This is a genomic window from Luxibacter massiliensis, assembly GCF_900604355.1.
In the GTDB taxonomy this organism is placed as follows: Bacteria; Bacillota; Clostridia; order Lachnospirales; family Lachnospiraceae; genus Luxibacter; species Luxibacter massiliensis.
Window position 1 is genome coordinate 111578 of sequence record NZ_UWOE01000001.1, and the last position, 24203, is coordinate 135780.

Annotated in this window: 35 protein-coding genes and 1 tRNA gene; 35 read left to right on the plus strand and 1 reads right to left on the minus strand. The window is 46.1% G+C overall.

Going from position 1 to position 24203, the window contains the following annotated elements; genetic code table 11:
* Positions 1 to 138: 138 nt before the first annotated feature.
* From EFA47_RS00540 to EFA47_RS00560, 5 genes are all read left to right on the plus strand, one after another.
* Complete coding sequence (locus EFA47_RS00540) at positions 139 to 1104, plus strand: D-2-hydroxyacid dehydrogenase (protein WP_122641538.1); 966 nt, start codon at positions 139 to 141, stop codon at positions 1102 to 1104.
* Between the two features lie 14 nt (positions 1105 to 1118).
* The gene (locus EFA47_RS00545; RefSeq protein ID WP_235853178.1) at positions 1119 to 2609 is read left to right on the plus strand and encodes a xylulokinase; all 1491 of its coding nucleotides are present in this window, start codon (positions 1119 to 1121) and stop codon (positions 2607 to 2609) included.
* Between the two features lie 63 nt (positions 2610 to 2672).
* A complete protein-coding gene (locus tag EFA47_RS00550) occupies positions 2673 to 3008 on the plus strand; it encodes a cupin domain-containing protein (protein ID WP_122641539.1) in 336 nt (111 codons plus the stop codon).
* Between the two features lie 10 nt (positions 3009 to 3018).
* Positions 3019 to 4359 (plus strand): hypothetical protein, encoded by a 1341-nt coding sequence (locus EFA47_RS00555; protein ID WP_122641540.1) that lies wholly within the window; start codon positions 3019 to 3021, stop codon positions 4357 to 4359.
* 18 nt (positions 4360 to 4377) lie between these two features.
* The gene (locus tag EFA47_RS00560) at positions 4378 to 5448 is read left to right on the plus strand and encodes an Ldh family oxidoreductase (RefSeq protein WP_122641541.1); all 1071 of its coding nucleotides are present in this window, start codon (positions 4378 to 4380) and stop codon (positions 5446 to 5448) included.
* A 74-nt stretch (positions 5449 to 5522) separates the two neighbouring features.
* Here the strand turns inward: EFA47_RS00560 and EFA47_RS00565 are convergent, their stop codons facing one another.
* Positions 5523 to 6389 carry an AraC family transcriptional regulator gene (locus tag EFA47_RS00565; protein ID WP_164689892.1) on the minus strand — a complete coding sequence of 289 codons (867 nt, stop codon included), beginning with the start codon at positions 6387 to 6389 and terminating at the stop codon, positions 5523 to 5525.
* Positions 6390 to 6721: 332 nt separating this feature from the next.
* Here EFA47_RS00565 and EFA47_RS00570 point away from each other — a divergent pair, with 332 nt between their 5' ends.
* The 30 genes from EFA47_RS00570 to EFA47_RS00710 all read left to right on the plus strand — a co-directional run bounded on the left by EFA47_RS00570 (position 6722) and on the right by EFA47_RS00710 (position 24200).
* Positions 6722 to 7753 carry a helix-turn-helix domain-containing protein gene (locus EFA47_RS00570; RefSeq protein WP_122641543.1) on the plus strand — a complete coding sequence of 344 codons (1032 nt, stop codon included), beginning with the start codon at positions 6722 to 6724 and terminating at the stop codon, positions 7751 to 7753.
* Positions 7754 to 7776: 23 nt separating this feature from the next.
* Positions 7777 to 8406, plus strand: coding sequence for a DUF6070 family protein (locus EFA47_RS00575; protein WP_122641544.1), 630 nt, complete (start codon positions 7777 to 7779; stop codon positions 8404 to 8406).
* Between the two features lie 171 nt (positions 8407 to 8577).
* Complete coding sequence (locus EFA47_RS00580; RefSeq protein ID WP_122641545.1) at positions 8578 to 8856, plus strand: hypothetical protein; 279 nt, start codon at positions 8578 to 8580, stop codon at positions 8854 to 8856.
* A gap of 38 nt (positions 8857 to 8894) precedes the next feature.
* Entirely contained in the window at positions 8895 to 9086 is a 192-nt protein-coding gene (locus EFA47_RS00585) for a helix-turn-helix domain-containing protein (protein ID WP_235853179.1), read from the plus strand.
* Between the two features lie 22 nt (positions 9087 to 9108).
* Positions 9109 to 9180, plus strand: a tRNA-Val gene (locus tag EFA47_RS00590).
* A 190-nt stretch (positions 9181 to 9370) separates the two neighbouring features.
* A complete protein-coding gene (locus tag EFA47_RS00595) occupies positions 9371 to 9721 on the plus strand; it encodes a hypothetical protein (protein ID WP_235853180.1) in 351 nt (116 codons plus the stop codon).
* Positions 9711 to 10202: an XF1762 family protein gene (locus EFA47_RS00600; protein WP_122641546.1), complete on the plus strand. Its 492-nt coding sequence runs from the start codon at positions 9711 to 9713 to the stop codon at positions 10200 to 10202. The genes EFA47_RS00595 and EFA47_RS00600 overlap by 11 nt, the downstream gene beginning before the upstream one ends.
* Positions 10174 to 10707, plus strand: coding sequence for a DUF2786 domain-containing protein (locus EFA47_RS00605; RefSeq protein ID WP_122641547.1), 534 nt, complete (start codon positions 10174 to 10176; stop codon positions 10705 to 10707). The genes EFA47_RS00600 and EFA47_RS00605 overlap by 29 nt, the downstream gene beginning before the upstream one ends.
* The gene (locus EFA47_RS00610; RefSeq protein ID WP_122641548.1) at positions 10704 to 11111 is read left to right on the plus strand and encodes a hypothetical protein; all 408 of its coding nucleotides are present in this window, start codon (positions 10704 to 10706) and stop codon (positions 11109 to 11111) included. Before EFA47_RS00605 ends, EFA47_RS00610 begins: the two co-directional genes overlap by 4 nt.
* Complete coding sequence (locus EFA47_RS00615) at positions 11104 to 11433, plus strand: long-chain fatty acid--CoA ligase (protein ID WP_122641549.1); 330 nt, start codon at positions 11104 to 11106, stop codon at positions 11431 to 11433. The genes EFA47_RS00610 and EFA47_RS00615 overlap by 8 nt, the downstream gene beginning before the upstream one ends.
* A 162-nt stretch (positions 11434 to 11595) precedes the next feature.
* On the plus strand, positions 11596 to 11817 hold the full coding sequence (locus tag EFA47_RS00620) for a defense against restriction DarA-related protein (RefSeq protein WP_235853181.1): 222 nt from the start codon (positions 11596 to 11598) through the stop codon (positions 11815 to 11817).
* Between the two features lie 44 nt (positions 11818 to 11861).
* Positions 11862 to 12137 (plus strand): hypothetical protein, encoded by a 276-nt coding sequence (locus tag EFA47_RS00625; protein WP_164689893.1) that lies wholly within the window; start codon positions 11862 to 11864, stop codon positions 12135 to 12137.
* Positions 12134 to 12871: a single-stranded DNA-binding protein gene (locus tag EFA47_RS00630; protein WP_122644346.1), complete on the plus strand. Its 738-nt coding sequence runs from the start codon at positions 12134 to 12136 to the stop codon at positions 12869 to 12871. Before EFA47_RS00625 ends, EFA47_RS00630 begins: the two co-directional genes overlap by 4 nt.
* Positions 12861 to 13193 carry a hypothetical protein gene (locus EFA47_RS00635; RefSeq protein ID WP_122641552.1) on the plus strand — a complete coding sequence of 111 codons (333 nt, stop codon included), beginning with the start codon at positions 12861 to 12863 and terminating at the stop codon, positions 13191 to 13193. The genes EFA47_RS00630 and EFA47_RS00635 overlap by 11 nt, the downstream gene beginning before the upstream one ends.
* On the plus strand, positions 13190 to 13687 hold the full coding sequence (locus EFA47_RS00640) for a DUF7768 domain-containing protein (RefSeq protein WP_122641553.1): 498 nt from the start codon (positions 13190 to 13192) through the stop codon (positions 13685 to 13687). Before EFA47_RS00635 ends, EFA47_RS00640 begins: the two co-directional genes overlap by 4 nt.
* Positions 13688 to 13702: 15 nt before the next feature.
* Entirely contained in the window at positions 13703 to 13909 is a 207-nt protein-coding gene (locus EFA47_RS00645) for a hypothetical protein (RefSeq protein ID WP_122641554.1), read from the plus strand.
* 184 nt (positions 13910 to 14093) lie between these two features.
* Positions 14094 to 14861, plus strand: a complete 768-nt coding sequence (locus EFA47_RS00650) for a rolling circle replication-associated protein (protein WP_122641555.1) — start codon at positions 14094 to 14096, stop codon at positions 14859 to 14861.
* Between the two features lie 6 nt (positions 14862 to 14867).
* Positions 14868 to 15038, plus strand: coding sequence for a hypothetical protein (locus EFA47_RS19735; RefSeq protein ID WP_164689894.1), 171 nt, complete (start codon positions 14868 to 14870; stop codon positions 15036 to 15038).
* Entirely contained in the window at positions 15025 to 15435 is a 411-nt protein-coding gene (locus EFA47_RS00655; protein WP_122641556.1) for a VRR-NUC domain-containing protein, read from the plus strand. Before EFA47_RS19735 ends, EFA47_RS00655 begins: the two co-directional genes overlap by 14 nt.
* Positions 15436 to 15503: 68 nt before the next feature.
* The gene (locus EFA47_RS00660) at positions 15504 to 16289 is read left to right on the plus strand and encodes a ParA family protein (RefSeq protein WP_122641557.1); all 786 of its coding nucleotides are present in this window, start codon (positions 15504 to 15506) and stop codon (positions 16287 to 16289) included.
* Between the two features lie 212 nt (positions 16290 to 16501).
* Positions 16502 to 17806 carry a ParB/RepB/Spo0J family partition protein gene (locus EFA47_RS00665; RefSeq protein ID WP_122641558.1) on the plus strand — a complete coding sequence of 435 codons (1305 nt, stop codon included), beginning with the start codon at positions 16502 to 16504 and terminating at the stop codon, positions 17804 to 17806.
* A 3-nt stretch (positions 17807 to 17809) separates the two neighbouring features.
* The gene (locus tag EFA47_RS00670) at positions 17810 to 18340 is read left to right on the plus strand and encodes a hypothetical protein (protein ID WP_122641559.1); all 531 of its coding nucleotides are present in this window, start codon (positions 17810 to 17812) and stop codon (positions 18338 to 18340) included.
* Positions 18337 to 18768 (plus strand): hypothetical protein, encoded by a 432-nt coding sequence (locus EFA47_RS00675; protein WP_122641560.1) that lies wholly within the window; start codon positions 18337 to 18339, stop codon positions 18766 to 18768. The genes EFA47_RS00670 and EFA47_RS00675 overlap by 4 nt, the downstream gene beginning before the upstream one ends.
* 84 nt (positions 18769 to 18852) lie before the next feature.
* A complete protein-coding gene (locus EFA47_RS00680) occupies positions 18853 to 19470 on the plus strand; it encodes a sigma-70 region 4 domain-containing protein (RefSeq protein WP_235853182.1) in 618 nt (205 codons plus the stop codon).
* A complete protein-coding gene (locus EFA47_RS00685; protein WP_122641561.1) occupies positions 19471 to 19716 on the plus strand; it encodes a hypothetical protein in 246 nt (81 codons plus the stop codon). It begins immediately after the preceding gene.
* Positions 19717 to 19896: 180 nt separating this feature from the next.
* Positions 19897 to 20196 carry an HNH endonuclease gene (locus EFA47_RS00690; protein WP_122641562.1) on the plus strand — a complete coding sequence of 100 codons (300 nt, stop codon included), beginning with the start codon at positions 19897 to 19899 and terminating at the stop codon, positions 20194 to 20196.
* Positions 20197 to 20301: 105 nt separating this feature from the next.
* Positions 20302 to 20655, plus strand: coding sequence for a hypothetical protein (locus EFA47_RS00695; protein ID WP_122641563.1), 354 nt, complete (start codon positions 20302 to 20304; stop codon positions 20653 to 20655).
* A 25-nt stretch (positions 20656 to 20680) separates the two neighbouring features.
* Entirely contained in the window at positions 20681 to 22315 is a 1635-nt protein-coding gene (locus tag EFA47_RS00700) for a terminase large subunit (RefSeq protein ID WP_122641564.1), read from the plus strand.
* An 18-nt stretch (positions 22316 to 22333) separates the two neighbouring features.
* Positions 22334 to 23614, plus strand: coding sequence for a phage portal protein (locus tag EFA47_RS00705; RefSeq protein ID WP_122641565.1), 1281 nt, complete (start codon positions 22334 to 22336; stop codon positions 23612 to 23614).
* Positions 23604 to 24200, plus strand: a complete 597-nt coding sequence (locus tag EFA47_RS00710) for an HK97 family phage prohead protease (RefSeq protein WP_087155451.1) — start codon at positions 23604 to 23606, stop codon at positions 24198 to 24200. Before EFA47_RS00705 ends, EFA47_RS00710 begins: the two co-directional genes overlap by 11 nt.
* The last annotated feature ends 3 nt before the right edge of the window (positions 24201 to 24203 follow it).

Below are 24203 nucleotides of genomic sequence, written 5' to 3' on the forward strand. Positions count from 1 at the left end.
ATTCTTTTGGCGGCGAGTATAAATAGCAAGATAAGAAAGGCAGAGTGCAAGATTAATAATCGACGAAAACCCCGGAAATTCATTATGATATAGACAGGAAATATTTCTTGAGAAAATGGATATAAGGAGATGGGCAGAATGAAGATTGTTGTTTTAGACGGTTATACTTTAAATCCGGGAGATTTAAGCTGGGACTCTCTGGATAAAATAGGAGAGCTGACAGTATATGACAGAACTTCTCCGGCAAACACAGAAGAAATAATCAAGAGAATCCAAGATGCGCAAGTGGTTTTTACAAATAAAACGCCAATGCCAGCAGAAGTATTTGAAAAGTGCCGGCATATAAAATATGTTGGCGTGCTTGCTACAGGATATAATGTGGTGGATATACAGGCGGCAAAGGAAAAGGGGATAACAGTAACGAATATTCCAACTTACGGAACAGACGCAGTAGGACAGTTTGCTATTGCGTTGTTATTAGAAATTTGCCATCATATCGGCCATCACAATAAAGCCGTACACGACGGCCGCTGGGCAGAAAATCCTGACTGGTGCTTCTGGGAGTATCCCCTGATTGAGCTGGCGGGCAAGACAATGGGGATTATTGGATTCGGGAGAATCGGACAGGCCACAGGGCGGATTGCAAAAGCATTAGGGATGAAAGTAATCGCCAATGATGAGTTTCCTAATGAAAGTGGAAGAGCAATTGCAGAATATGTTACCCGTGAGGAGTTATTTCAAAAAGCAGATGTGATTTCCGTCCATTGTCCCCTGCTCCCCTCGACGGAAGGGATTATTTGTAAAGAAAATATTGAGAAAATGAAAGATGGTATCATTATTTTGAATAATTCCAGAGGCCCGCTGGTTGTAGAAAAGGATTTGGCAGATGCTTTGAATCGTGGAAAGGTGTATGCGGCGGGGGTGGATGTAGTCTCAGCAGAACCAATTCATAGAGACAATCCTCTCTTAAAGGCTAAAAATTGTTTTATAACTCCGCATATCTCTTGGGCGCCAAAGGAATCCAGAGAGCGGCTTATGAACATCGCAATTCATAATCTTAAGGCTTTTTTACATGGCAATGCAGTCAATGTAGTAAATAAGTAAAAGGGGCATATACAATGAGAATTTTAATGGGATTGGATTTGGGAACCACGGCAATGAAGATTGCGCTCTTTGATGAAACTGGGAATATTTTGGCTGTCTCAACCCAGGAATATGATTTGCTGACTCCTTTGACAAATTATGTGGAGGAAGCACCAGAAGTATACTGGAATGCGTTTAAGATGGGTTTAAATGACTTAAAAAAACAGTATAAAATGGCAGCAGATACACAGATTGCGTTGGCCATGTCAGCCCAGGGCGAGACACTGTTTGTACTGGATAAAGAAGGGAGACCATTACGAAACGCAATTGTATGGATGGATAACCGGGCAGTGGAGGAGGCAAAAGAACTTAAAAGAGTCTTTGGGGACGCCGCCTGCTATAGGAAGACCGGGCAAGTCAGCTTTGAAGCATGTTGGCCTGCATCGAAGCTCCTCTGGTTAAAGAGACATGAGCCAGCTATATTTGAACAGGCAAATAAATTTCTTTTAATAGAAGATTATTTCATTTATAGATTGACAGGAAAATATGCTACGGAACCCTCTCTAGTATGTTCCTCCACCTATTGGGATATCACCAACAGAGTGTATTGGAAGGAGATGCTGCAATATCTGGGAATCAGTGAGGAACAATTAGCGCCGGTGAAAGAGTCTGGAACAGTAATCGGAAAGATCCTCCCGGAAGCGGCAGAAGAATTAGGGTTGGGGAAGGAAGTAACAGTATGCATGGGAGCCTTGGATCAGGCGGCAGGAGCAATCGGGGCAGGAAATATAAGGGAGGGGATGTTTTCAGAGACAATCGGTGCTGCATTGGCAGTATGCGCACCTGTCAATAACCCGGTTTTTGATCCGTCAGGTAAGATGCCGCTGTTTTGCTTCCCCCTCAAAGGGATGTATATGATCCATACTTTTACAAATGGAGGAATGACGCTTCGTTGGTTTAGGGACCAGTTCTGTGATTTGGAAATGTTATACGAGAAAAATGGGTGGGGGGATGCATATGAGATGATTAGCAGGCAAGTAAAGCAGGTTCCTCCTGGGAGCGACGGTCTTGTCATGCTTCCTCATCTTGCAGGGTCTCTTGCCCCAGATGTAAATGCCAGGGCCAAGGGAGTATGGTTTGGATTCACACTCCAGCACACAAGAGCGCATTTTATGAGAGCTATTATGGAATCTCTGGGATACATATTGAAGAGAAATATAGAGGCCCTGCGTGATATGGGAATAGAAGTAAAAGAGGTGCGGTCTCTGGGAGGCGGTTCAAAGAGCAGAGTATGGTCTCAAATTAAAGCAGATATCAGCCAGGTAACACTGGAAACTGTGAAGTCAAGAGAGGCCGCCTCCCTTGGCGCGGCTATTCTGGCCGGAGTGGCAGTGGGCAGTTTTGAAAGTGTGGAAAGCGCGGCAGACAGTATGGTAGAGGTAAAAGAAAGAATCTCTCCCTCTAGGGAGAATATAAAAGAATATGGGGCAGGGTATGCAATGTATAAAAAACTTTTTTGGATCTGACGGAGTGCTTTGATAGAACAAAATAATATATAGGCAGAAAGTGATAAAAGTAGGTGGATTGGTATGAAAGTGATAAGAAAAGAGGAGGCGGCAGTCTTTTTAGACGGGCCAGAAGTATGCAGGGAGTATTTGGCTACGGGTAAAATTACATTTGGTTCTTCTACGCTTCTCCCCGGACAGACAGGGGGGATTGATCCCGGCCACCCGCAGTCACATGAAATCTTTTATGTGAGCAGGGGAAATATTATGATGCATAATACAGAAAAGGCAGAGTTTTTCGAGTTATCAGAGGGGGATATCATCCTGGTGGAAGAAGGGGAACCACATGAACTGACTAATATTGGGATGGAAGCAGCAGTAATCACATGGAGCTGTGCTCCAAGCCATATAGAAAAATAGGAGGAAAAATATGAACCAGCCAAGAATCGGACTTGTAGGTGTAACATGTGAATATGAAAGTGGAGGACAAAGGGCAGAAGAATTACTAGGGGGAATTGGCAAAGCTCTTTCTAATAAAAATGTAGAAGTTGTATATGGGAGTAAAGTTGCGTGGAATGCGGCGGATGCGGTGGAAGTCTGCGCTCAGTTCAAAAAAGAGGACCTGGATGCGCTGGTAATTGTAGAAGTTACATGGATTATGGATTCAATGCAATATATATTTATAAATGAGTTGAACCTGCCCACAGTTTTCTGGGCAGTGCCTTATACCGAGACATTTTCTATTGGATGTGTGCAGCACTTCGGCGCAATCTTAAAAGCCCAGGGGATTGAATACGAATATGTGTATGGCCTTTGGGATAACAAGGAGGCTGTGGAGAAAGTAAAGGCAGTTGCTGAAGCAGGGCAGATTATAAAGGCTATAAAAGGAATGAGGCTGGCGCTAGTGGGACCACGCCAAACCTGGAGGGTTGCCGGACCACAGGATATGAGCAATGAGGAGTGGGAGTTTTCCAGAAAGTTTGGAGTGACCTTGATCCATATAGAAATGGCGGAGATTATATCACTTGCTGAAAGTTTTAGCGATAAAGAGGCAGAGGCAGCATTGAAATGCCTGTCAAAACGAACAGGGATTATCAAGGCAGATGATGTAGCCATGAGGTATATGGCAAAAATTTATATGGCAACAAAGGAAATTTCAAAGAACTATGCCCTGGATGCTATTGCTGCAGAGTGCTATCCTATGTTCAGCGGACTTATGAACCTTACTTCTTCCTGGCTCGCAGATGAAGGGTTCATTGTTGATACAGAAGGAGATATCGGCCATACCATGGTTATGTACATGCTGAACAGGGCGGCAAAAGGCGGCGCATGTGCACTGGGGGAGGTTGGGAGCATGGATGATGAAAATCAGATCCTGGCATTGGCCCATGAAGGAAGTACAGCGCATTCCCTTGCAGAAAATATTAATAAGGTACAGATATCACAAAGCGGCGAAAAGGGTACATTTGTAGGCGTACCTGTGAAGCCAATGGAGCAGGTGACTATTTCCAGTATTGCAGGTGCAGGAGGGAAATATAAGCTTTTGGTGGAACAAGCGGATGTTGTGCAGGCAACCCATGAAGAATGGGTACAGGGCGGAGAAAAACTGCTGGTAAAATTACACGTAAGGGATAAAGCAAGTCTGGTGGTAGACAGATTAATGGAAAAAGGAATGGATCATCATCTGGTCGTAAAAGAAGGGAATCATGTGCAGTCTATGACAATGGTTTGCAAGTTTTTGGGGATAGAAGCTGTAAATTTATTTTCATAATAACGCGGAGGTACAAAAATGAAAAGCTATAGGGTAACAGCAGAGCAGTTAGAAGCATTTACACAGAAAGTTTTTTGTAAAGCCGGACTTGCCAAAGGGCAGGCCCAATCCGTTGCAGAACTTCTTGTACATGCGGATGTCAGGGGGGTAAGCAGCCATGGGGTGCTTCGCACCAAGCCATATATTGATAAAATTAGGGGCGGCGGGGCATCGTCCAAAAGTACATATCCGATTATATCAGAGACATTAAATACAGCAGTTATGGATGCCCAGGGAGGCCTCGGAGCCGTTGCAGGCGAAAAAGCTGTGGAAATTGCCCGTGAAAAAGCGAAGTCAAATTTGATTTCCATTGTGTCCGTCAAAAACAGTAACCATTTTGGTATGGCAGGCCATTGGGCCATGAAACTTGCCGGCAATGAGTACATTGGCTTTGCGTGCTCGAATACTGACCCATCCATGGCGCCTCCGGGAGTGACAATTCCGTTTATCGGAAATAATCCATTTTCTTTCGCATTTGCAGCAGGAAATAAATATCCAGAGGTTTGTGTGGATATGGCTACAAGTGCTGCCGCATTTGGAAAGGCAAAAGCATATGCCATGGCTGGAAAACAGATTCCCGAAGGGTGGCTTTTGGATAGAGAAGGAAGATCTACAACAGACCTTGCCTCATATGGAATGCTTGTGCCTATGGCGGAGCATAAAGGTTTTGGGATTGCATTCATTGTTGAGTTATTTTCAACTTTGCTTTCCGGCGGCGTATTGTCCCAGGATGTCAATGATCAGGACTTGCCTGGAACACCGGAACTTTCCAGTCAGAGTTTTGGATGTATCAACATCAGCGCTTTTCGTGATTTACAGCAGTTTCACGAAGATGCCCAAAAATATATTGATATGATTAAAGGACTGCCGGTGAGGGCAGATATAGACAGTGCGAAATACCCGGGGGAGATTGAATATACGAATAAGAGGAAAAATTTAAAAGAAGGAATTATTCTGCCTGAGACATTGATAATGCAGTTAAGGGAAATTGGAAAAGAGTTAGGGGTAGTGGAAAAAGATAGGGAATTTTTGAAAGCGCAGGAGGCGTAAAAGGAATAAAAAATAAGGGCAGAAGTCAGAGGGACTTGTGTCCTTATTTTGTTGGAAACCATAATGGAATTAAATTATACGGAATTGGTTTCATTAGAATTTTGATAGCGTTTCCTATATTCCTGGGGACTGAAACCCATATATTTAAAAAAGGTTTTATAGAAATAACTATAGTTGTTAAAGCCTACGTTTTCAGCAACTTTATGGATGGAAAGAGTGCCTTTTAAGTAATGTGTTGCTTTCTCGATTCTTTTTTCAACAATATAATTTGTTAAAGTATATTTTGTTACCTTTTTAAAGATGCGGCAAATATAATATTCACTATAGTTGACTTCCTGGGCAAGACGGTCTAAAGATAGGTTTTCGTCTAAATGTGTATTGATAAAATCGACTAGCTCTGCAATCATTGCAACATGCCGGGAATCTGTATTATCGAAATGGATTCCGTCGTAGCAGTCGCTGTAAAGGTAAGAGGCAAGCTGGTGGAGGAGGGCCTTTTCGTAAATATCCTGTCCATGGGCAGGTTTTTGTTGGTCGAATTGATGGAGTAGTGTGAGATACTTATCAAAACATTTGCCATCCACGTGGAAAATAGGATAGTGGCTGTTTTCTTTGGTAAAAATGTCCAGAAGGTTGGAGTAGGGTGTGTTAAAGGAGAGCAGTAAACTGGGATCAATACTCATGCTGAAGCGTTCATAATAAGTATTTTTGTTGTAAACAAGAGTGTGTGGGTCGAACATATTAATTAGGGCTATATCTCCGCGGCGGATAATATATTCTTTGCCATTGATTTTAAAAATACCGGCATTGCCTAAGTATAATACAATTTCATAAAAATCATGGTAATGAAGTTGGTATGGGAGTTCGTTTTGCGGGGTACGCAATAAACATTCATAATCTCCTTTGTATAGGAGAGAGTGAGAAAGAAATTTAGCCTCCATAAGCATACGCCTCCTTTGGTTGTATAAAGCGTTTTAATTAAGTTTATCGGTACGAAAGCATTCTGTCAATAAAATAGCAAGATAAGAAACACATTCGACAAGAAAAGAAAAGTAATAATGAATTTAGAAGAACAAAAAGAAAGAATTATATTGGCATGAGGAGCAACAGTTACCTTGGTACCTATACTGTTGAATATTGTCTCCTTTGCAGTATGAACATTAGTTAAATTTATTTACTAAATATTAACGGGGGTTCAGTTGTGGCAGCAGCCATGATTTGATATGATGAAATCAATAAAGGCCGGCCCAACATATTTTAGGAGGCGATTCACATGGAAATTGGAGGAGTTATACGAAAATATAGAAAAGAAAAAAACATGACGCAGGAGGACATGGCAAATAGGCTGGGAGTGACGGCGCCAGCAGTCAATAAGTGGGAAAACGGGAATTCTATGCCGGATATTATGCTTTTGGCTCCCATTGCCCGTTTACTGGATATATCTGTTGATACCCTGCTTTCCTTCCGGGGGGAACTTACAGATAAAGAGATAAACGGCCTGGTTCAGGAAGTAAGTGACCGATTGAAAACAGAGGAGTATGGAGAAGTGTTCCAATGGGCAAAAGGGAAGATGGAAAAATATCCAAATAGCGAACATCTTCTTCTCTGGATGTCAGTTACATTGGAGGGAAACTATATTGCAAGAGAGGTTACGGATGCTGATAAGTATGGTGAGTACGTAAAAAGTATTTATGAGAGACTTTTGGATAGTGATGAGGAATACGTAAAGACTACAGCAGCGGATTCCTTATATGGTTTTTATATGAGAAAAGAGCAGTACGAAAAGGCAGAGGAATATCTAGAGTATTTATCAACGCAAAATCCAGAGCGAAAGAGAAAAAAGGCGTTTCTCTGTGATAAGGCAGGGCGCACGGAGGAAGCTTATAAGGCATATGAGGAGCTGCTGTTTTCTGGATATCAAAGCCTGAATATGATTTTTAGCAGTATTTTTGCTATGAGTATGAGGGAGCACAATATAGAAAAAGCTGAAATGTTGGCTAAAAAACTAAAACAGCTTGCCAGATTATTTGATATGGGCGAATATTATGAGTGCTCGGCTGAGTTAGAGTTTATACGGGCGCAAGAGGATGTGCAGCAGACCTTGGACTGCGTTGGACGTATGCTTTCGGGTGTGGATAAAATAAACTCTTACTGCAATTCCCCTTTGTACGGGCATATGGCATTCAGGGAAATTTCTAATGATTTTAAAGAAGAGTTAAGGAAGAACCTGATGAACTGCTTTCGTGATGAAGAATCATTCGGCTATATGACAGGCCAGCCAGAATGGCAGGGACTGTTAGAATAGACCTGCCTAAGAGCGCTTTCTTTATGAGAGGGCCGGGAGTATATTTAAAAAATATACTTGACTTGCATATACTACAAAACGCATTAGATACACTGGGGTTAAAAAGGGATAGCGTACGGTATTTGGGAAGCCAGGGGTACGCGGCAGTAGATACAGATAATCAGATCAACATGGTCAATTACGAACTGGTGCAGAAAATATGGAGAATTTGTCCCCCCTATGAGGCAGGCTCTGAGGGGACCGAGTATGAGGTGTCAGGGACTGAGTTTGAAGAGGTGATACAGACATTTTTTCAGGCCGGCAGCGAAGAGATACAAAAAAATACTGTCTGCCATGGGGAATCCCGGACTTACCGGTACCGGCCCAGGTGCATGTATGCTGCAGAGCCTCCCTATGGGCCTTATCCGGAAGTGGTGGCATATGACAGGCAGGAGGATGGCACATTAAAACTAATCATTCACGCAGTATGGGAAATAGAAGAGTCAGACTGTGCGTTTTCCAGCGAATTGACAGTACGCCCTATGGAGGATGGGCGGTATCAATATATCTCAAACCTGGTTATCAGTTCAGATACTATGGACGTTGCGAAATGGTATACGCCCAGGCTGACAGACCAAGAGTGGGAAGAAAAATTTTCTGAATCCTGCCAATAACTGATAGATGTTGCTGGGGGATTAGATAAGTTTTAGAATGAAATTCGACAAGAGATATTAAATCTCAAGCCGAATTTCATTTTTATATGCAGGAAAATGAAAAGCGCGTTTAGAGACTAAAAATCTCTGGACGCGCTTATTTTTTTATCACGAAAGAGAGGAAAAAGCAATATGACAAAGAAACAGCTGAAAGAGAAGTATACAGAATGGAATAAAGGAATAACGAAAGCCGGGGAAAGACAAACAGAGATTTTCCGTGAACTGCAAGAACTGTGTGCGGAAAAAGGAGACGGGAAACGCTGGTGTAGTATTGAAAAACTGGTAGAAGAACTGGCAAAGACTGGGAATATATACAAAGCCATGGATTTGGTATCTGAATACTACAAGATAGAAGGACAGAACGAGGCATTAAGGGATTTAGCGATAGCAACAAATAATTTTGAAGTATAGGGCGGCATAAGCCGCCCACATGGAAAGGAGCGGTAACGGTGGCGAGAAAATACAAAAGACTGTGCTATAAGGACAGACAGACCATAGAGAGCATGAGCAAGGCAGGCAGCAGGGTAATTGAGATAGCAGCAGCGCTGGGAGTGCATAGAGACACGATTTATAAAGAGCTTACCCGCTGCGGAGCCACGCAGGAGACTTACAGCGCAGACAAGGCACAGAAAACACTTTAACGGCGGCGGCTGCCGCCAGTAAGCGCCTTTAATTTAGTGGCAGAATACCGTAGCCGGACGAGGCGGGGCGCTGGTTCAATTCCAGCAAGGCGTATTTGTAGCAGGTTTGGCAGACCTGCGGCAGAGGACGGCAGGCAAATAGCCGTATCTGTATACTGTGAAAAAATAGCAGCGGTCATACCAGCTATAGAGTATGTGGCAGGTCAACAGGTTTTTAAGCAGCTTTTTTAATGCGAAAAAGCGCCAACACAGTAAATATACGCCAGAGTAGGAGAGCGGAGGCCGTGAAGCAGATAAGAGCGCCGCCGCAGGAGGAGAGGCAGAGAATGAGGTACGCGGTCATTATACTTACCGACAGCACAGAGGCAATAGCGGAACATAAGAGAGCGGAGAGGCACAGGCGCAGGCGGGAGAAGCTGCGCAGGAAGAGGCGCTGGTATTTTATCAAGCAGAAATTAACGGGCATAGCAGTGCTGGCCTTTACAGCGTTTGCAGTATGGCTGCTGGACGGAGACGCGACAATAGCGGTATTGACTGTACCGCTGGGGCTGTATCTGGTATTCAGCCGGGAAATGCTGATAACGAATAATTTTTACTGGCAGACGAAAGAGAGGCGCGGAAAGTATGGGGCTTGAATTAGTACCTATCACTCTAAAAGAAGCAAATGCTTTTGTGGAGCAGCACCACAGACACCATAGGCCAGTAACGGGGCATAAATTCAGTATTGCAGCCAGCGACGGGGAGAAAATCGTAGGCGTAGCAATCGTAGGCAGGCCAGTGAGCAGGCATTTAGACAACGGGCTTACTTTGGAAGTAAACAGGCTATGCACAGACGGCACAAGAAACGCTTGCAGTTTTTTGTATTCTGCCGCATGGAGAGCGGCGAGAAATTTAGGCTATAAGAAACTGATTACCTATATTTTGAAATCGGAACCGGGGAGCAGTTTAAAAGCGGCAGGGTGGAAATGCGTAGGAGAGTGCGGCGGCCTGCGGTGGACGGGCAGGAGCCGACCAGAGGTAGACTTGTACCCGGCACAAATGAAATTGAGGTTTGAGATTGAAACAAATACAAAAGAGGAGGCGGAGCATGGAGGAGAAAACGCTACAGCGAATTAAGAAACTGCAAGCACTGGCAGAAAGGGGAGTAGGGGGAGAGAAAGACACAGCCTCTAAAATGCTTGCAAGGCTTCTGGAAAAGAACGGCATAAACTCATTGGAGGAACTGGAAGCAGAACAGTATGAGTATACGCTTTTTTCTTATAACGGAAAGCACGAAATTAGGCTGCTGCGGCAGTGCATTTATAAGGTTATGGGAGCGAAAAGCGACAGAACCGAATACAGGTCATACGGCAGGCGGCAGAAAATAGGGATTTACTGCACGAAAGCCCAAAAGATAGAAATAGAGCTTGAGTTTGAGTTTTACAGAAATATTTTTTATGAGGAACTTAGTACGTTTATGAGCGCTTTTATACAGGCACAGAAAATTTTCCCGCCGGACGCGCCAAAAGGAGGGATTGATATTACAAATGAACGGGACATAAAAATGGCACTCATGGCACAGGGAATAGATAGAAAGCAGCGGGCAGCCATGATAGAGAAAAAGGAGGAGGGGGAAGGTTGAGAAAGAAGCACAGGCACACCGGAGAAAACAGGATACTTAAGGCGCTGATACGTGCGGCAGCAGGCGCAGGGGCATTTATAGCGGCGCTGGTATTGCTACTTATGCTTATCTGGTGGAGAGGGCAGCAGGCAGAGCCGCAGACGGACGAGCAGGTAGCAGAGGTTATGCAGCAGGAGCAGGCGGAGCCGCTGGTTATTGAGATACCAGAGCCAGCCACAAAAGGAACCATAACCATATACACGCCGGACGGAGCGGTATATGGATATTACGGAGAAATCACGATAAACAGCGACGGCAGCACAGGGCAGGACATTGATATAGTGTGTGCCGGATATTTGGAGGGATTTTTAGAACACGGAGAGCCGGAATATACAGAGGAAAGCGAGGGAGCAGGGAATGAGTGAGGTTTACATACGGAGCCAGAACAGAGAAAAGCTGTACCGTTTTGGAATTTCATTTAATGCGCTGGAATACAGCGAAAAACAGGACTTTAAGAGAGGGAAAGAGGCAGGAGTACACCATACAATCTGCATTTCTGACGGCTGCTTAGAGGAGATAGCAGAGTATGAGAGTAAGGAGCGCTGCTTAGAAGTGCTGGACGAGATACAGCGCGTATGCGCCCAGTATTTGACGTGGAGCGGAGGGCCAGCGTTAATACGCGGCGGAATGGACGTACAGCCGGGAGCGGTAGCAATACCGCGCGTCTATGAAATGCCGGAGAAATAGCATGGCAGAAATTATATTACACCCGCAGCACCCGGATTATTGCAAAGAATGTATTTTCCATGACGATAAAAACGGGGCTTGCATGAGCAAGGATTACGCACAGAACAGTTATAAGGTGATATGCGTTTGGCATTACTGCAAATATAAGCGAAAAAGGGAGGTATGAGCGTGAAATACAGGTATTACAGCACGCAGCGCCCGGTCACGCCGGGGGCATATCCAAAGCCAAAGAATAACCCGGCTATGCTTATCCATAATTTCAGCAGCCGGGAATATGTGCCGGAGATTGGGCGGCAGGCGTGGGGATATGTGGAGTATGACAGGCCGCTTGAAAACGAGGATATAGACGGGTACGAACTGATACCCGCCGCATTTTTCTCTTAATCATGGCGCAGGAGTTTAGAGAGATAAGCCCGGAACTGGAACGTGTGGCATATAAAGAGGCGTGGAGCATTGAGAGCATGGAGGCACACGGCGCAGGCGGGCGAGGCGTGACATACATAGGCAGCAAGATAAGCGGAGCATTGGACGGGGACGAAAGAAACGGGCAGCTTGTCTTTGATTATTACCGGGATACAGCGGGCGCATGGTGGTTTGAAAACCGCGCGTTATTGCCGTCCGGGGACATTGTAAGTATGGATATGTACCTATTTGGGTACGAGAGGAAACGGAAGAAAGGAGAGCGGCAACAGTGGAGAAGATGAAAAAGCCGGATTTTCTGGGAGAAATCAATAAAGAGATTTTAGAGGAACTGACAAAGCGCGGGAGAGCGCGGAACGTGGCGGGGCTGGTGGGAGAGGTTAAGGAACTGGCGGAGGTTACGCAGATATGCGGCCTGCCGTTCGCTGGGTATCTGGGGAAAATCGAGATACCGAGGCCGAGCGGGATAAAGGACGAGGTAGTGGTAGCCTTTGAGCAGGACACGCCGCATAAGGCGGCCCAGGGAGAGCTTGACGTATTGCAGGAATTTGCGCCGGGCAGCAGGCTTTTAATCACAGGGAAGATACAAACGCTTAAGGACTTTGAAACAGGAAAGTGCCTTGTATTTATTCTGGCTGATTATGTAGCTGCAAGCCCAAAGGCAGAATTTCAGGACGACGTAGCCATAACGGGCGAGATTGTGTTTAAGCCGACGCACAGGGAAACGCCCAGAGGCAAGCGTATATCAGACATTTTCATAAAGGTACAAAAGGAGCTTGCGCCGGGCAGCTGCTTTATCCCCTGTATCTGCTGGCAGGAAACCGCAGACGAGGTGGCAGGCTGGGAGCAGGGGACAAAAGTAAGGCTTTTGGGTAGATACCAGAGCCGGGAATATGACAAGGAAGTAGCAACATATTACGCTGACGGAAAAGAGGCTTTCCGGGAGACGGAGCGCCGGACTGCTTACGAGCTTTCCGTACAGCTAATAGAGAAAATGGAGGCAGGGAATGAGAAGTAAACTTTTTGTAAATCCAGACGGAACGGCAAAAATGCAGGAAATCAGAATAGAAGCCCACGGAAAGGGTGGAGCTATAGGAATTAAAGCTGTTACACAACTGGCGAACATGGTAAACAGCTTAAAAGCCTGTAAAACGCCGCAGGAAGTATATGACAGGTACATACAGATTACAGGGTATTGCAAATGCTGTCTTGACTGTGAGTTTATCGACGAGAAAAGCGCTGATGATTTGATGTGCTTAGCTGCATATCTGGCAGGGAATGAGCAGGCCAGAGCGGAGGCACAGCAGAGGGCGGAAAGAGCCGGAAAGGGCAGAGCATGAAGCGGGTATATATTTGCAGCCCGTACCGGGCAAAGGACGGCGCGGAGCTGGATAGAAATATAGAGTATGCACAGGCGCTTACAAGGCAGGCGCTCAATGCTGGATTAGCGCCAATAACGCCGCATTTATATATGACACAGTGCTTAGATGATAAAAAGCCGCAGGAACGGGAGCGGGGAATAGCTGCGGGTATGGCGCTGCTTAAGACCTGTGATTTTGTCATAGTTGGCGTGAAATATGGAGTAAGCGAGGGTATGAGCCGGGAGATACAGACGGCAGACAGGCTGGGTATCGAGGTAGTAAACGCAGACAGGCTGGCATTTAAGCTGCTGGACGATAGGCGGCAGGAGGAAATAAAAGCAGAAAGATACGCGAAAATGAACTGCTGCAATTTCTGCAAAGGGAGCAGGTTACATACCTGCACTGGTTATGATTGCAGATTACCGTACCGGGCGGCCTATGAGTTTGCGATTACACACATAGAACTTTTGTAAAGGAGATTTGGGAGAATGAGGAAATTAAGACGGGCAGTATTGAGAAATGAGGCAAACAGACTGAGCTATTACGGGCAGAACGGAAAGAGTATTGCAATTTTCCGCAGCCTGTGGGCGGATTACAAGGAGCTGAAACGCCATAAGGAGGCAGAAGCCACAGAAAAAGGATTGATGGCGCAGATTAAGGAAATCCGTAAGAAGAAAGCGGCAAAGCGCCTGTAAATCCATGACAACAGTAAAAAGCCCCTACGGTACGGGAATACCATAGGGGCTAAGCTATACAGCTTTTCAACCCAAGACCAGTATAAGCATTGTATGGCGAAAAGTCAAGGAATTACACGGGCTGAAATGCCCGTTTTACCACTTGATAAAAGTATTAACTATCCGACAGGGAGGATAAAAATATATGCCATACGTAGAGAGGATAACAAGGGCTGGAAAGACCATAGAGGTAGAACGTTACTTTACCAGCAGATATAAAAAGCCGGGGATAAAGAGAGGGGATAAGGTTAAGCCCACAAAGGAGCAGCAGGTAAAGGTAAATACCAGACAGGCAGAAAGAAAGCTGCGTATCCTGATGAACGCTAATTTTGGTTATGGAGATTATCACGTTGTACTGGATTACATACGGGAGAAAGGCAAAGAGCCAAGGAGCCGGGAGCAAATGCGGGAGGATATAGATATATTCCTGCGGGAACTACGGAAAGAGTACCGGAGACAGGGGAAAGAGCTTAAGTATATACACGTTATGGAGATAGGAGACAAAGGGGCGAGACATCACCACCTTGTCATAAACCAGATAGACACAAAGGTATTGCAGCAGTGCTGGTATAAGGCTTATGAGGGGCACAACAGGGTAAAGGTTTTTCCGCTGGACGATACCGGGAATTATGCGAAGCTGGCAAGCTATTTTATCAAGTATACGGACAAGCATAGAACGAAAGAGGACGGGGCGCTACAGGGTAAGCGCTGGAATTGCAGCAAGAACCTTGTGAGGCCGGAGCCGGAGATAAGGATAATAACAGAGCGCGCATGGTTTAAGGCAGAGCCGAGGGCGATAAAAGGGTATTACGTGGATAAGGACAGCATAAGCAAGGGAATACACAGCCCAGATTATTACGGGTATGGATATTTCAGATACACACTTGTAGAAATCGAAAAGGACGGAGGGTAGAACAATATGGGAAAAGTGCTTTTGATAGCAGGGATTGTATTTATAGCGCTGGCCGTTATAGAAATCATCTGGTTTATTCTGCGGGGGATTACGTCGGCTATCAATCAATTACACGAATGGGAAGAAAACCCGGACAAAAAGGAAAGCGAGGAGACGCGGGAACATGAGAAACTTTAGACTGGACGACGAGAGCGGGCAGCAGGAGGCGCTTTTCAGCTGGGCGGCCTACAATACTGGGCGTATGCCGGAGCTGGAATATATGCACCACGTCCCAAACGGAGGAAAGCGGGACGCGGCGACGGCAATAGCACTGAAACGGCAGGGAGTAAAGGCAGGAGTGCCGGATATTTGCTTACCAGCACCGAGGGGAATATACCACGGGCTTTACATAGAGCTTAAGGCCAGGAAGAACACGACAACGGCAAAACAGAGGAGCTGGTTAGACTACCTGCGGCAGCAGGGATATTTTACGGCGGTATGCTACGGCTGGCAGACAGCGGCAGAACTGGTGGAGCGGTATTTACTGCATACCGGGCAGCTGGGAGAGCCGGGGCAGACGTTTGGGAAAACGTGATAGCACGAAAGAGTAGGGGACATACAAACAGCTGCGCCCGGAGGCGGCGCAAGAAAGCGAGGTAGAGAATGAGGACAGTAAGCATTTTGAATTTAAAGGGAGGAGTAGCCAAGACCTTTACGGCGGTAAATATGGCTTATGAGCTGTACCGCAGAGGATTTAAGGTACTGCTGGTTGACAATGACAAGCAGGGGAATTTAAGCCGGGCGTATGGAAGATATGACGCAGACAGCGTAGCGCCAGTGAGCAGGATATTATGCGGGGACTGGCAGACGGCGGTAGAGCTGATACAGCACACGGATTACGAGGGCTTAGATATTCTTACGGCCAATATGTCACTTATGGGCGCTACATGGCAGCTGACAGCGGAGGAGGCAGGAAACCAGATAGACCGATTTAAGCGGTTTATGGAACACGCAGACTGGATAAGCGGGTATTACGATTACTGCATTATCGACAATCCGCCAGATATAGGGCTTAACGTGGTAAATGCGCTGGCAGTAACGGACGAGGTTATAGTACCTGTGAAGATTGACGAATGGGCGCTTGACGGGCTGGACGTTCTGGCAGAGCAGATAGAGGACGCGAAGCAGATTAACCCGCGCCTCTGCCTGCGGGGGATATTGATTACAGCATACCAGAATACGGACGGAGAGGCAGCAGGCAAGGAGTGGCTGGAAAGTAGCCAATTTAGAGGGCAACGGGAATATAGCATTTTAGGAGTTATCAGATATTCCAGAAAAGTAGCGGAAAGCACATTTAATTTTAAGCCGATTTATGAGTATAGCCCCTGCTGCGGGGCGGCGCAGGACTATAAAAAATTCGTGACACGGTACACCGGGAAAGCGAGGTAGAACATGGCACATAAAGAGAGCTGCTGCGCGTACTGGGATTGCAGCAGAAATGGCGGTACTACCTGCTGGAACTGGGGCGGTAAATTTGCCGGGAGAGCCTGCCCGCAAAGCGACGCTTGCGAACATTGGAGAACCTGCGAAATGTGCAACGGCATAATGGGACAGTGTAAGAAAAAAATTGAGATAGAGAGGCAGAAAGCGAGGTAGAGGGTATGGCAAAGTTTGGATTTAACGACATTCTGAACGCAAAGAGTAAGGCGGCAGGAGCGGGAGCGGTTACGGATTATACGGAAATCTGGTTAAATCCGCATGATGTAAAACCGTCCGAAAATAATTTTTACTCACAGGAGAATATAGAGGAGCTGGCAGATAGCTTTTTAGCGGTAGGCCAGCAACAGCCTACGGTACTGGGGCGGATAAACGGAGAGTTTCGCATAGTAAGCGGACACCGCAGAAACCTTGCCAATATTATGAACCTTGAACGGGGACACGAAGAATATAAGCGCGTCCGTTATCTCTACAAGGATATGACGGCGGCCATGCTGGACTTGTCGCTGATTATCGGAAACGCATATAACAGGGAGCTTACGCCGTGGGAGAAAACACAGCAGGCGCAGAAACTCAAAGAGGCGCTTTTACGGGCAAAGAAAGAGGACGGATTAGAAATTACCGGGAAACTGCGGGACGTTATCGCAGACTTGATGAACGAGAGCAGTACAAACGTAGCCAGAATGGATAGTATTAACAAAAATGCTACGTCGGAGATTAAAGAGCAGTTTGCGCAGGGCAATATAGGCATATCTGCTGCGTATGAGGCCGCGAAGCTGACACCAGAGGAGCAAAAAGAGATTGCAGAGCAGGCGGCAGCAGGCGCAGACGTAAGAGCAAAAGAAATAGCGGCAAAGGTAGCAGAGAAAAAGGCCGGGGACGATTACAAAACGCCACACCCGGAAAGTATAACGTCCCTGTGCTATTCCTGCCTGCATTACAAGGACTGCAACGTAAAAACGGGAACCTGCGAGAAATGCGACCAGTACATAGATAAGGCGGAGGCAGAAAAGACAGAGGAGCAGCGCTATAGTGAGGAGCAGGACAAAATAGACCGGGAGACAAAAAAGAAGCTGCGGGAGCAGGCAGACCGGGAGAAAATGGAGCATTTACCGAGCGATAGGGGAACGGAACAAAAAGTACATGATATAAAGATTGCGGCAACTTATTACGACGACGTAGTAAGCGGGAAAAAGCGTTTTGAACTGCGAAAAAATGACAGAGGCTATAAGGTGGGAGAAAGCCTTAATATGCTGGAATTTAAAGACGGGAAATTTACGGGGCGCACAATAAACGCGGATATTACCTATATGCTGAAAGATTACACCGGGCTGGCAGAGGGCTATTGCATTTTGGGGATTGAGGTAACGGGACATACAGGGGATATGTCCGAAACGGACACCAAGATACCGGGACAGTTAAGTTTTGGCATGAACCCGCCAGAGGTAGACATAGAGGAGGAACGATAGAGAATGAAATACAGACAGTGGAAAAAGAATTATAAAAAGCGGTACGGAGTAAATCCGCCACCAGAGATTGACAAACGAAAGCGTAGAAAACAGGTAGCAAGGGCGTTTAATGCCCTTGCTTATGCTGATTTTATAAAGGCGACAGCAGAGACGGCGGAAACAATTAAAAATGTGGTTGCGGAGTTTATGCGTGCGTTGGGTAGCGCTTGCGATACTACGGGGACAGTTTTCAGAAATGCGGCAGACGCAATAAAACCGTTGGATATAAAAGGCCGTATTTTTAGCTGGGAAGTGCGAAGCTACGGGACTGATTTATACGCTGTCTATGAAATAAATGCACTGGGAGGGGCAGACGAGCTTAGAGCGCTTACGCACAGTAAGAGCGCTGCGGAGAAAATAGCTGAACTTTTGGAAAACGACCAGATAGAGCATTTTAAAGCGACCTGCCCGGAGCGGGTAGTAAAAAGAGACGACGGTATAGACGCTTTGATTTATGCGGGCATAGCTGCGAATACAGGGGAGGCGAAAACGTGAAAAGAAACGTGGAAGAATGGATTTACGGAGAATTGACAGGAGAGGACAAAGAAATTTTTGGAAAGATTGAGGAGGCGTTAGGATTTAGGCTATTTGTCTGGCAAAAAAGTTTTTTACTGACAGGACGCTTTAGACGAATGGGAGCGACAACGGCGGAATGTTTGCGCGATTTGCTTTTTAAGGGAATGGAGCCGCTGGATTTTTACAGGTATCCGCCAAACAGCAAAAGAGAAAGGATAGAAAGAGAAGAACTACGGAAAATCAAGGAAAAGTTGGACGCAGCAGGAATTAAGACACGGCCAATTTTTTGGAATGAGAGCGATAGAGCAAGGTATTACAGGGAGCAAGGCGCACCGGGAAGGTGTGAAAGCCCGGATTGTAAAAACTGCCCGTTTCCACCTTGTGAGAAAGGAGGGCGCAGGATATGACGGATTTTTTATTGATAATCATAATAATTTTACTGCTTGCGATATTTGGGCGGCTGGAAAATGTGGGAAAAGGAGAAAAAGACAATGCAGGTAAAAGAGACAGAAAATAAGAGCGTAAAAGTGGAAGAAATGACGGGGCGGGAAATCAAAGCAGGAAACGGAGAGCTGACAGAGGAGGGAGAAAGCCCAAAGGGCGAAAGCTGGGTAGCAATTCCAGAGGCGGAATTAGAGGGGCTGATACAAAAGGCAGCGAAAGCGGCGGTATCAGAATTTAAGCGGCAGGAGGAAAAGGATAAAAAGAGGGATAAGTATCACAACACTTTTGCCCTTATGAAATGTTACCGTGACGCGGTTTTCCATATCGAACACGCAGTAAGTGACGGGGAGCAGCTGGGACTTGCCGGAATGACAGAGGAGCAGCAGAGGACGTATTTAGAGAGCGTGCGCCGGAGCAGGTTTAAAACGCTGATTATGACAGCACATATAGACAAGGCCATAGAGGAGATAGAGCGCAGGCGGAAAGAGGCAGACAGGGAAGTAGAATACAGAGCCTTTGAGCTGTACTTTATGCAGGGCTGGGATTATGCACAGATTGCCGAGGAACTGAACACAGGGAAGAACACGCCGCGCCGCTGGGTTACTGGCATAATCAATGAGCTTTCAATACTGCTGTGGGGAATTGACGAAGAGAGGATAAAGTAAATGCTATACGTGATACGCAGGAAGAAAGACGGAGCGCTTGTGACTGGCACAGATTACCGCTATTATCCACACCACCAGATATTAAAATATCCCACAAAGCCACCGCTTATTATTTCAGACTACGACGGGGAACTGCCAGAGAGCATACAAGCAGAGATAAAGCATAGGGGTATCAATTTAAAATACTATGAGATAGTGCCAATAGAAATAAAACAGATTATAGCAGGCATGGGGCAAGCGTGGTAAAATCGTGGTGTTTACATGGTAGAACGAAAGAGATACAATGATAGCATGGAAAGAGTAGGCGAGAGCTTAAGCATACAGCGTGAGCGGCCTACTCTTTTCTTTTGCTTACTCATTCTTAACCTCCTACCCAGCGCATGAAACTTAGGGCGCTGGGGATTTTAAAGAAAGGAGCGGGGCGGTATGAAAGCATGGGCGAAAGCATTTTATTTATCGGCGGCATGGGAACAAACCCGCGCCGCTTATCTTATGTCACAAGATTATATCTGTGAGCGCTGCGGGGAACCTGCAAAGGTAGTACACCATAAGCAGTATATAACCAAAGAGAACATAGGAGACGCAGGCGTTACGCTATGCTGGGATAACTTAGAGGCGCTGTGCCAAGACTGCCACAACAAAGAACACCACAGGCAGGAAAGACAGCGGCGGTATCGGTTCGACGAGGACGGCGGGATACTCCCCCCTATCTCAAAGAAAAATTAAAGGGGACAGATACCGAGGGGGATACCCTAAAATTACCCTGCGGGCGCGCGCATACGTGGTGTAGGGGGTGTGGTGTAGCGCAGGAAAGGAAAGCGGGGTAAAGGAATGGCAGCAAAGAAAGAGAGGACAAAAGAGCAGAGGATTAAGGCAGAGAAAACCAGACTTAAAGGGATTTTCAAAGAGTTAGACGAGAATAAGAAAAAGTTGGTAACGCCGCTGATAGAAAAGGCTGCATTTATGAGTATCGAGCTGGACGATTTGCAGGAAACCATACGGCAGGAGGGCTGGACGAGTGAGTATCAGAACGGAGAAAACCAATGGGGAACTAAGAAAAGCCCGGAGGCTGATACTTACATAGCGTTGAGCAAGAATTATGCAGCAGTCATTAAGCAGCTGATTGATTTAGTGCCAGCTGCGAAACGAAAGGAAAGCAGGCTGCAAGCCCTGCGGGACGAGTAACACGGCTGCACCGTACAGAAACTATATCTATGAGTACCACGCGAAAATAAACAGCGGCGAGATTACGGCGGGAAAGTGGATAAAAGCTATTTATAAAATCATTGTAGACGGGCTGGAAAAGCAGGAGTATTTCTTTAATGCAAAGACCGCAAATAAAGCCATACGCTTTATAGAAAATTTCTGTCACCACAGCAAAGGGCGCAACGATTTAATCAAGCTGGAACTGTGGCAAAAGGCCATAGTTTCCGTGATTTTTGGCATACAGGACGCGGAAAAAGTGCGCGTTTTCCGCGAAATTTTTATAGTAATCGGCAGAAAAAACGGCAAAAGTTTATTTGCTTCTGCGATTATCGCATACATGGCGTACTTAGAACCGGAATACGGGCAGGAAATCTATTGTTTAGCGCCGAAGTTAGACCAAGCGGCGCTTGTGTATGACGGATTTTATCAAATGGTACAGGCAGAGGACGAGCTTTTAGAGCTGGCAAAGAAGCGCAGGAGCGATATTTATATCGCGGAGACGAACACGGTAATAAAACCGATTGCCTTTAATGCAAAAAAATCAGACGGCTTTAACCCGCAGCTGGTGGTATGTGATGAAATGGCAGCATGGAGCGGAGACGCCGGGCTTAAGCAGTATGAGGTTATGAAGTCTGCTTTAGGAGCGCGTACCCAGCCCATGATTTTAAGTATCAGCACAGCCGGATACATAAACGATAGTATTTATGACGAGCTAATGAAACGCAGCACCAGCTTTTTGAAAGGCAATAGCAAAGAGCGCAGGTTATTACCATTCCTTTACATGATTGACGATGTGGAGAAATGGAATGACATAGAGGAACTAAAGAAAGCAAACCCGAATATGGGAGTATCCGTAAAGGAAAGTTTCTTTATGGATGAGATAGCGATAGCAGAGAGTAGCTTAAGCAAGAAAGCAGAGTTTCTGACAAAGTATTGCAATATCAAGCAAAACAGCTCGATTGCGTGGTTGGAATATACGACCGTAGACGGGGCAGGTGTGGAAAAGACCTTAGAAGATTTTAGGGACTGCTACGCAGTGGGAGGCATTGACTTAAGCCAGACAACAGACCTTACGGCGGCCAGCGTGGTAATTGAAAAGGGCGGCGTGCTTTACGCCTTTACTCAATTCTTTATGCCGAGAAACCGGGTAGAGAGCTTGCAGGCCACGGACGGCGTACCCTATGACATATTTGTGAAAAAAGGGCTGATTACTTTAAGCGGCGAGAACTATGTAGACTATAAAGATGTGTTCAACTGGTTTGTTATGCTGCTGGAAACCTACGGAATAAGGCCGCTGCAAATTGGATACGACCGATACAGCGCCCAGTATCTCATAAACGATATGAAGAACTATGGTTTCCACATGGACGACGTTTTCCAAGGGGAGAATTTAACGCCTGTAATACGGGAATTTGAGGGTATCATAAAGGACGGCAATTTTAAGATTGCCAATAATAACCTGCTTAAATCACATTTCCTTAATGTGGCGCTTAAGCAGAACATGGAAACCCGGAAATTCAGACCAATAAAGATAGAGCAGCGGGCGCACATAGACGGTTTTGTATCTGTCATAGACGCTATGACAGTGCGCCAGAAATATTACGAGGAGTGCGGCGAGCTGCTTAAAAACGCTGCATAGAAAGGGGAGAGTAAACGCATGAAATTTATAGATTACCTGTTTCATGGCAGAAAAATGCAGGTAATAGACAGCTATTTTAAAATGCTGAACGGGTACAGCCCGACGTTTACCAGCTTTAACGGCGGCGTGTATGAAATGGATTTGACAAGGGTAGCAATCAACAGTTTTGCTACCCATTGCAGTAAGCTAAAGCCGGAGGTTGAGGGCAGCGCACATAAGCGATTAGAGCGGGTATTACAGTATAAGCCAAACTACTTTATGGATACAGTGAAGTTTATAAAGCGTCTGGCGACAATCTTAGCGGTGGAAAACACCGCTTTTATTGTGCCTATCGAGGACGAGGCGGGGAACCTGTGCGGCTGGTATCCGATACGCCCGCAGCGCTGCGAGGTGGTAGAGGCAGCAGGACAGGTATACTTGCGGTATCTGTTTGCAAATGGGGAGTACGGCGCTATTGAGTTTGAGCGAGTGGGGATTATGACAGACTTTGAATATTCAGACGACCTTTTTGGAGAGGACAACACCACGCTTAAGCCGACCATGCAGCTGATACATACCCAGAATGAGGGAATTATTAACGCTGTAAAAAATTCTGCAAATATCCGCTTTCTTGCAAAGGTGGCAAATATGCTGAAGCCGGAGGACATTAAGAAAGAGCGGGAACGGTTTACCGAGGACAACTTAAGCGCAGACAACAAAAGCGGAATGATTATTTATGATAATAAATTCAGCGACTTAAAACAGGTGGAAAGCAAGCCGTACACGCCAAACGCGCTGCAAATGCAGCAGATACAGGACAGCGTATGTACCCATTTTGGTACAAGTATGGATATTCTGCAAAATAAATTTGATGAAAACACATGGAACGCCTATTACGAGGGGAAAATAGAGCCTTTTGCAATCCAGCTTTCCCTTGTAATGACGAATATGACATTTACAAAGCGGGAAATTGCACAGGGAAACGCGATTGTATTCAGCGCAAACCGCCTGCAATATGCCAGCAACGCCACAAAGCTACAGGTAAGCACGCAGCTTTTCGACCGGGCGCTTTTGTGCCGAAATGACGTAATGGATATATGGAACATGGCGCACGTAGAGGGAGGAGAAAAATACTATATCCGAAAGGAATATACCGAAGTTAGCAGGCTGGACGATAAAAAAGAGGAGCCGAAAATAGTAGTGCAGCCGATACAGCCGGGGCAGCAGGCGACGGAGGAGCCGCCAGCAGGCGGGGAGGAGCCGGAACCGCCGCAGCCGGACGATAAAGGGCAGAAAGGAAGTGGAGAAAATGCCGTTTAAGACAGACAGGGAATATAGGGCACTGGCCGCGCCTTTATCAGTGCAGGCAGCAACAAAGCGGATAGATACGGAGTATTACGTAGAGGGCTATGCGACAACTTTTGATAAGCCGTACCTGCTTTATGAGTTTGAGGACGGCACAAAATTTTACGAAAGAATAGACGCACACGCGCTGGACGGCGCGGATATGAGTGACGTTATCATGCAGTACGACCATGAGGGGCGGGTATTTGCCCGGCAGTCCAATAAAACGCTGCTTCTGATACCAGACCATAGGGGACTTTTGATTGCAGCCGATTTGGGAAAGACAGATTTAGCCCGTGGACTTTATCAAGACATAGAGGCAGGCATGATAACAAAAATGTCGTGGGCGTTCCGGGTGCAGGAAGAAAGTTACGACCGGGCGACACGCACAAGGACAATCTTAAAAATCAAAAAGGTTTATGACGTGTCCGCCGTGAGCATACCGGCAAACGGCGACACTGAAATAAGCGCCCGCAGTTTTGCGAGTAGGAGTTACGAAGCAGAGAAGCAGGAGCGGCTTTATAAGCGGGTGCAGCTGCTAAAGATTAGAGCCAGTTTATAAGAC